This window comes from Okeania sp. SIO2B9 (assembly GCF_010672505.1).
In the GTDB taxonomy this organism is placed as follows: Bacteria; Cyanobacteriota; Cyanobacteriia; order Cyanobacteriales; family Microcoleaceae; genus Okeania; species Okeania hirsuta.
Genome location: NZ_JAAHGK010000252.1, coordinates 1 through 7102 on the forward strand (window position 1 = coordinate 1; position 7102 = coordinate 7102).

Consider the following 7102-nt stretch of genomic DNA (forward strand, 5'->3'; position numbering starts at 1 on the left):
ATAACTCAGAAATAGGAGTACCACCCATACTATTAACAAAAGCCAGGATGCGATCGCCAGACTCAAATGGTTGGTCCCTCGACTCCACTTCCTGCCATTCTCCTTTATCCTCATCCCACTCCCGTAGTATCCGACTATAACCTACATCTTCAATAATAGATACAGCCAACATTTCCGCAATTTCATCGGCAGATTTCATAGACATTCGTTCTCGCCCTGGCTCCCCATGAATGCCAATACCAAATTCAATTTCGTTATTACCTAACTCAAAAGTGGGGCTACCTTTACCAGGTGTTGTACATGATGTCAATGCCATTCCCATACTGCGTCCGTTAAGATTGATTTTCCGGCAAAGGTTTGCTATTTGCTTCAAGTCATAACCAGCTTCAGCAGCAGCACCACATATTTTTTCTGCTAACACTGTGGTCCCGACACCTCGCCGCCCTTGAGTAAAGAGACTATCTTTAACGGCGACATCATCATCTATTAATATATTCAAGACTCGGATATTTTCTGAGAAAGCAAGTTCAGCTGCCATCTCGAAATTCATCACATCGCCACTATAATTTTTGACAATATTGAGAACACCTGCACCTGAGTTGACGACTTTAGCAGCTTCTAACATTTGGTCGGGAGTGGGAGAGGTAAAAATTTCACCAGGACAAGCAGCGTCTAACATTCCCATCCCCACAAAACCTCCGTGCATTGGTTCGTGACCGCTCCCACCACCGGAGATGATGGCAACTTTATTTTTTATCAGTGCATCAGCGCGGTAGATAAAGTGGGGATCGAAGTTGACTTTAATTAGATCGGGGTGGGCGATCGCCATACCTTGAAGGCTTTCCCGAACTAGATCGTTGGGGTTATTAATCAATTTTTTCATGGAACTTTTCTCAATTGGTTATTGTACTTATATTATCAGGACTTACGCACCAAGCGACATATCTAGTAGGGGGGAATGGCATTTGCCCTCTACAGATAGCGTTTTATCTAATAATTTGCGTAAGTCCTGATTATAAAAATATCTGGTTGGGTAATTGACTGCATTAGTTCCAACATAATTATGCACTTGCATAAGTCCCGATCTATAATATTATCCTAATAACTTTGGTATTAGTTTTTTGGCCGTTGGTGAAAAGAGGTATTATATTATGTCCGGATAAGAGCGCGATAGAACTCCGTTCCGTCTACGTGGCAAAAAAACTTTCTCCTTCTACTCGGGGTTTCTTCTTCTTTATTCCCTCCTGACTCTTGAGTTCTGACTCCTGACTCCTGACTCCTAAAGAATTAAGATTAATATCATACACGCGCTTTACCAACGCTGTTTTTTGTTAATATTTTATAGATAAATGGATGCAATTATTATCGTCGAACATAATCCAGACTGGAAATTTATGTTTCAGCAAGAAGCTACACACATTCGTGAAGTTTTAGGAGAATCTCTTATTCATCGTATCGAACATTTTGGCAGCACAGCAGTACCAGGTTTAGCAGCAAAACCTATTATTGATTTATTGATTGAAGTATCTTCACTTGAGGAACCAAAACAAATAGCTATTCCTCAGTTAAAACTCTTGGGATATGAATATTGGTTTGATAATTCCGATCCAGAGCGGATGTTTTTTGTCAAAGGTCTACCACCTAACAGTCCACGCACTCATCATGTTCATATCGTCGAAGCAGACAGTATATTATGGGAGTGTTTAATATTTCGAGACTATCTTTGTCAGCATCCAGATGAAGCAGCACGCTATGCAAAATTAAAACGTAATCTTGCTCAACGCTTTTCGATCGCTCGAAAAGCATACACAACAGGAAAAACGGATTATATTAAGTCTGTCATGGAAAAAGCACGACTTCAGTAATAAAAATTTTCACATATAGAGAGCGATCGCTTAACAAATTCAATCTTTATATATCCAGAGATTATACTCAAAATTATTGAAAAATGTAATGAACATAACAGAATTACCACAAAAATATAATGTGCCTAAACATTGCGAAATCTTAATGCCAAATCCTGTAGACATTGGCTAGGGTAGTTTCAACCCACCCACTTAACCTACCTTCTTCTGTTTAACAGTCATGCTACAAGAACTAGCAATTGAAACTCGTGGCCTTACCAAACAATTTGATCGCCATATAGCAGTCAACGACCTCCATTTACAAGTAGCTACTGGGGAAGTTTATGGACTGATTGGACCTAATGGGGCAGGCAAAACCACCCTATTAAGAATGTTAGCTACTGCCGAAGAACCCACAATAGGGGAAATATATATCAGTGGAGAACGCCTACTGCGTGACCATACCAACCCCACCCTGAAACAACGCCTCGGTTTTTTGCCAGACGACTTTCCGGTATATGACGACCTAACTTTGTGGGATTATCTTGACTATTTTGCCAGACTTTACAATTTGCGGGAACCTTACCGTTCACGCCGACTTTTTACTGTCTTGGAATTGGTCGAATTGGTGAATAAACGGAATAGTATGATTTCTACTCTATCCCGGGGTATGAAACAACGTCTGAGTTTAGGCAGAACTATTATTCACGAACCCCTGCTACTATTATTAGATGAACCTGTTTCTGGTTTAGACCCCATTGCCAGAATGCAGTTTCGGGAAATTATCAAAGCATTGCAAGAAGCAGGCATGACAATAGTCATTTCTTCCCATGTTCTCAGTGACTTGGCAGACCTTTGCTCTTCTATAGGAATAATGGAATTAGGTTATTTGGTAGAAAGTGCTTCTCTCAAAGAACTTTATCAACGTCTTAGTACTCAGCAAATCTCGATTTCTGTTATGAGTGGGTTATCAGACTTGATTGCGGAAATTAAAAATTCTCCCTGGGTGGAAGCTTGGGAAGTTTTGCCAGATAGTCAGCAAGTACAAGTTCAATTTTCCGGAACTCCCGAAGATGCTGCTAGTTTGTTGCGATCGCTCATTCTTGCTAATATCCCAGTCACAAATTTCCATTGTACTCAAGAAGACCTAGAAGAAATTTTTCTCAAACTCGGACATCAGCAAGCAAATTAAGACTTACCCAGGAAGAACCCAGAAACCCGGTTTCTACGGTAAACCATTATTTTTAACAATAGACATTTAGGAGAAACCGGGTTTCTTTGAGTAAATCCTGTTAATTTCAAAATTTTTGGAGTTATAACTTATGTTATCTAAACCATTCGTCAATTTATTCAATTGGAACCCTCAATTATTCCGAGAAATAAAAGGTCGTCTCAAAACCAGAAATGTAGTGATCGCCATCTCTTTATCTCTCCTGTGCCAATTCATAGTAATGACGTATTATCTACGAAGACTTCCACAAGAATACGGTAGATATGTTACCAGTGATAGTCAATATTGTGTCGAAGTAGGAAAATATTGTACAGATATTGAGTGGTCTAGTTGGTGGTTAGATATCTTCAACAATTTGAGTTTGATTTTGCTTCCTTTAATGTTAATTGGCGGTGTCTATATGTTAGTAGGAGATCTAGCAAAAGAACAACGTCTTGGTACTCTCAATTTTATTCGTCTTAGTCCTAAATCTAGTCAGAAAATTTTGCTCGGCAAACTATTAGGAGTGCCAATTTTAATTTACCTAGCAGTAGTTATTTTCTTGCCTCTACATTTGTGGGCAAATATATCGTCTGGTTTGTCTTTATCTTGGTTTTTTGTATTTTATGGAGTTTTAATAATAGTTTGTTGTTTTTTCTACAATACCTCACTACTTTTTGCGTTTTTAGTAGGTTGTCAAGCTTGGTTAGCTGCTGCCATAACAGGCATATTTTTCTATCTTCTAATAGCTGCTATTGATGAAGGGTATAGTGATGAGATTAACGCCCTTATTGGTACTCATGAAAGAAATGTTCTACTAATAAGAATTGGTGTGATAATTACTTTAAGAATTGGTCATATGATTATTTCAGCTCTAATTTTGGGAAGCTACTGGAGTTGGCAAGCTGTAAATCGTCGTTACAGAAATCCTAATGCTACAGCTATTAATAAAAAACAAAGCTATTGCTTAATGGGATGTTTCCAAGTCTATCTAATGCTATGTTTCTTACTACACAATATTGACTATAAATCAACTGACGTTTTACAAGAATCGCTGGCTTTATTCTGTACTCTTAATTTGTTGTGGTTTTTATTAGTAATTGCTATGTTGTCACCTCAACGACAAAGTGTAGAAGATTGGGCAAGATATAGACATGAACAAGTTAATAATGATCAAACTGCAATTGTCAAAGGATTATCTATTAGCTTAAAACAAGATTTAATTTGGAGTGAAAAAAGTCCAGCTTTAGTAGCAATAGGAATTAATCTAGTTATTACTGCTGTAATTTGGATTGCCTGGATTTTATTTTGGCAGCAAAATAACACGATCAAACTATCAGCTATTTTGATATTAATTTTGAGCTTTAGCTTAATCTTAATTTATGCAGCGGTCGCTCAATTTATATTGCTAACAAAAGTCAAAAAGCCTACTATTTGGGCTACAGGAATAGTAAGTGGTTTTATTTTTCTACAACCTTTGGCACTAACGTTAATGTCAATTAACCCTGATATTTATCCTGATTTGTGGTTGTTCTCTGCTTTTCCTTCGTTTGCTCTCAACAATTCTTTAGCTATTACACCAATTTTAATAGCAATTATTGGTCAGTGGACTGTCTTAATATCAGTAACTTTACTACTAATCCGAAAAATCAAAAAATTAGGTGCATCTGATTATCAGAAATTACTAATAGGTCAAAAAGATTGAAGAATTCACCAGACAAAATTTCTTACAGTCAGAAAATTTCTTAGAGTCATAAAAATTATTAGGAACTCAATAACTGAATAATATTGAAGTCTGTTTAAGGTAGGCATTCAGCTATTAGCAGTCAGCTCCTAGCTTTAATGAATGAAGCAAGAGTTCTTTTAACTTCTACTACATTTTCAACCATATATTTGAGTTGTCAACTCATATAATTTATGGGCATAAATTATAGATGTATCTTAGAAGCTGATTGCTGATAGCTGACTGCTGAATGCTTACTGTTTAAGTAATTAATAACGACTTAGAAAAAAAATTAATCTGAGGCCGATTCCATTATCAAAACACATAGAAAGTAAAATACACTTTTTCCTGGGAAGCAATTTTTCTGAAACTCGGACATCAGCAAGCAAATTAATTTTATAATCTTTGGAGTTATAACTTATGTTATCTAAACCATTAGACAATTTATTCAATTGGAATCCTCAATTATTCCGAGAAATTAAAGGTCGCCTCAAAACTAGAAATGTAGCGATCGCCATCTCAGCATCTCTCCTCTGCCAATTCATAGTAATGATGTTTTTCCTAGAAAGACTTCCACAAACTTATGGTACAGATGTTGCTCGCCATAATCCATATTGTGTCGAAGTAGGACGATATTGTACAGGTATTGATTGGTCTAATTGGTGGGTAGATATCTTCAGCACTTTGAATATAATTTTGCTGACTTTAATGTTAACTGGTGGTGTCTATATGTTATTAGCAGACCTAGCAAAAGAACAACGTCTTGGTACTCTCAATTTTATTCGTCTTAGTCCTCAATCTAGTCAGAAAATTTTGCTCGGCAAACTATTAGGAGTACCAATTTTAATTTACCTAGCAGGAGCTATTTTTTTACCTCTACATTTGTGGGCAAATATATCATCTGGTTTACCTTGATCTTGGTTTTTTGTATTTTATGGAATTTTAATAAAAGTTTGTTGTTTTTTCTACAATACGTCAATACTTTTTGTGTTTTTAGGAGTTACTCAAGCTTGGTTAGCTTCTGCCATAACAGCCATATTTTTGTACCCTTTTCTAACCATTATTCAACCATATACTTATGATTATGCAGTTCGTGCCCATTTTCCTGATTTTCTACTAAGAACTGGTGCGATGATTATATCAGGTGTAATTTTGGGAAGCTATTGGATTTGGCAAGCTGTAAATCGGCGTTACAGAAATCCTAATCGTACAGTTATTAGCAAAAAACAAAGTTATTGGTTAATGGGATGTTCCCAAGTCTATCTGCTACTGTTTTTGTTAGCGATAGGTATTACTGACGATTTACACAATTCACCGGTTTTATTCTGTACTCTTAATTTGTTTTGGTTTTTATTAGTAATTGCTATGTTGTCACCTCAACGACAGAGCATACAAGATTGGGCAAGATATAGACATCAACAAGTCAATAATGATGAAACTACAATTATCAAAGGATCGGCTATTAGTTTAAAAGAAGATTTAATTTGGAGTGAAAAAAGTCCACCTTTAGTAGCAATGGGAATTAATGTAGTTATTACTGCTGTAATTTTGATTTCCTGGATTTTATTTTGGCAAGATAATACGATTAAACTACCAGTTATTTTGACCTTAATTTTGAGCTTAAATTTAATCTTAATTTATGCAGCGATCGCTCAATTTATATTGCTAATGAAAATCAAAAATCCTGCTATTTGGGCAATAGGGATACTAGGTGGTTTGATTTTTTTACAACCTTTGGCACTAATTTTGTTAATGTCAATTACACCCGAGGGTTCCCCTGATTTGTGGTTATTCTCTACTTTCCCTTGGTTTTCTATTGGCGAAGGTTTTTTAGCTATCACACCAATGTTAATAGCAATTATTAGTCAGTGGAGCGTCTTAATATTAGTAACTTTCCTACTAACTAGAAAAATTCAAACATTAGGTGCATCCGATTCTCAGAAATTATTGACAGGTCAAAAAAATTGAAGAATTCACCATGGAAAATTTCTTATTGGAGTGATAAATTATGTTATCTAAACCATTAAACAATTTATTTAACTGGAATCCTCAATTATTCCGAGAAATAAAAGGTCGCCTCAAAGTAAAAAATGTAGCGATCGCCATCTCAGCATCTCTCCTGTGTCAATTCATAGTAATGATGTTTTTTCTAGGAAAACTTCCACAAGAATACGGTAAAGGTGTTGTTCTCTATAACCGATATTGTGTAAGAGTAGAAGTAGAAAAAAATATATATTGTACTGCTATTGACTGGTCATATTGGTGGCTAGATATATTCAAAGCTTTAAGTTGGATATTTTTGGCTGTAATATTAATTGGCGGTGT

General features: G+C 36.0%; 7 protein-coding genes and 1 pseudogene. 6 read left to right on the forward strand and 2 right to left on the reverse strand.

All coding sequences use genetic code 11. The annotated features are described in order from the left end of the window. Both F6K13_RS11340 and F6K13_RS11345 read right to left on the reverse strand, forming a co-directional pair. The coding region (locus tag F6K13_RS11340) for a dihydroxyacetone kinase subunit DhaK (protein WP_287287406.1) at positions 1-883 on the reverse strand (883 nt) is incomplete at its 3' end. A gap of 304 nt (positions 884-1187) precedes the next feature. Then, entirely contained in the window at positions 1188-1319 is a 132-nt protein-coding gene (locus tag F6K13_RS11345) for a hypothetical protein (protein ID WP_275670297.1), read from the reverse strand. Positions 1320-1349: 30 nt separating this feature from the next. Here F6K13_RS11345 and F6K13_RS11350 point away from each other — a divergent pair, with 30 nt between their 5' ends. The 6 genes and pseudogenes from F6K13_RS11350 to F6K13_RS11375 all read left to right on the forward strand — a co-directional run. Next, a complete protein-coding gene (locus F6K13_RS11350) occupies positions 1350-1865 on the forward strand; it encodes a GrpB family protein (RefSeq protein WP_124143639.1) in 516 nt (171 codons plus the stop codon). A 220-nt stretch (positions 1866-2085) separates the two neighbouring features. Then, positions 2086-3036, forward strand: a complete 951-nt coding sequence (locus F6K13_RS11355) for an ABC transporter ATP-binding protein (RefSeq protein ID WP_124143638.1) — start codon at positions 2086-2088, stop codon at positions 3034-3036. Positions 3037-3166: 130 nt separating this feature from the next. Next, entirely contained in the window at positions 3167-4759 is a 1593-nt protein-coding gene (locus F6K13_RS11360; RefSeq protein ID WP_124155460.1) for a hypothetical protein, read from the forward strand. A 438-nt stretch (positions 4760-5197) separates the two neighbouring features. Continuing rightward, the gene (locus tag F6K13_RS11365; protein ID WP_124155459.1) at positions 5198-5692 is read left to right on the forward strand and encodes a hypothetical protein; all 495 of its coding nucleotides are present in this window, start codon (positions 5198-5200) and stop codon (positions 5690-5692) included. Positions 5693-5764: 72 nt separating this feature from the next. Beyond that, positions 5765-6745, forward strand: coding sequence for a hypothetical protein (locus F6K13_RS11370; protein ID WP_124155458.1), 981 nt, complete (start codon positions 5765-5767; stop codon positions 6743-6745). 40 nt (positions 6746-6785) lie between these two features. Further along, a pseudogene (locus tag F6K13_RS11375) lies at positions 6786-7102 on the forward strand (hypothetical protein); the annotation flags it as partial.

Excerpts from the sequence above, each read along its gene's own strand:
- F6K13_RS11350 (WP_124143639.1), top strand. The coding sequence starts at position 1,350 with ATGGATGCAATTATTATCGTCGAACATAATCCAGACTGGAAATTTATG.
- F6K13_RS11355 (WP_124143638.1), top strand. The coding sequence starts at position 2,086 with ATGCTACAAGAACTAGCAATTGAAACTCGTGGCCTTACCAAACAATTT.
- F6K13_RS11360 (WP_124155460.1), top strand. The coding sequence starts at position 3,167 with ATGTTATCTAAACCATTCGTCAATTTATTCAATTGGAACCCTCAATTA.
- F6K13_RS11365 (WP_124155459.1), top strand. The coding sequence starts at position 5,198 with ATGTTATCTAAACCATTAGACAATTTATTCAATTGGAATCCTCAATTA.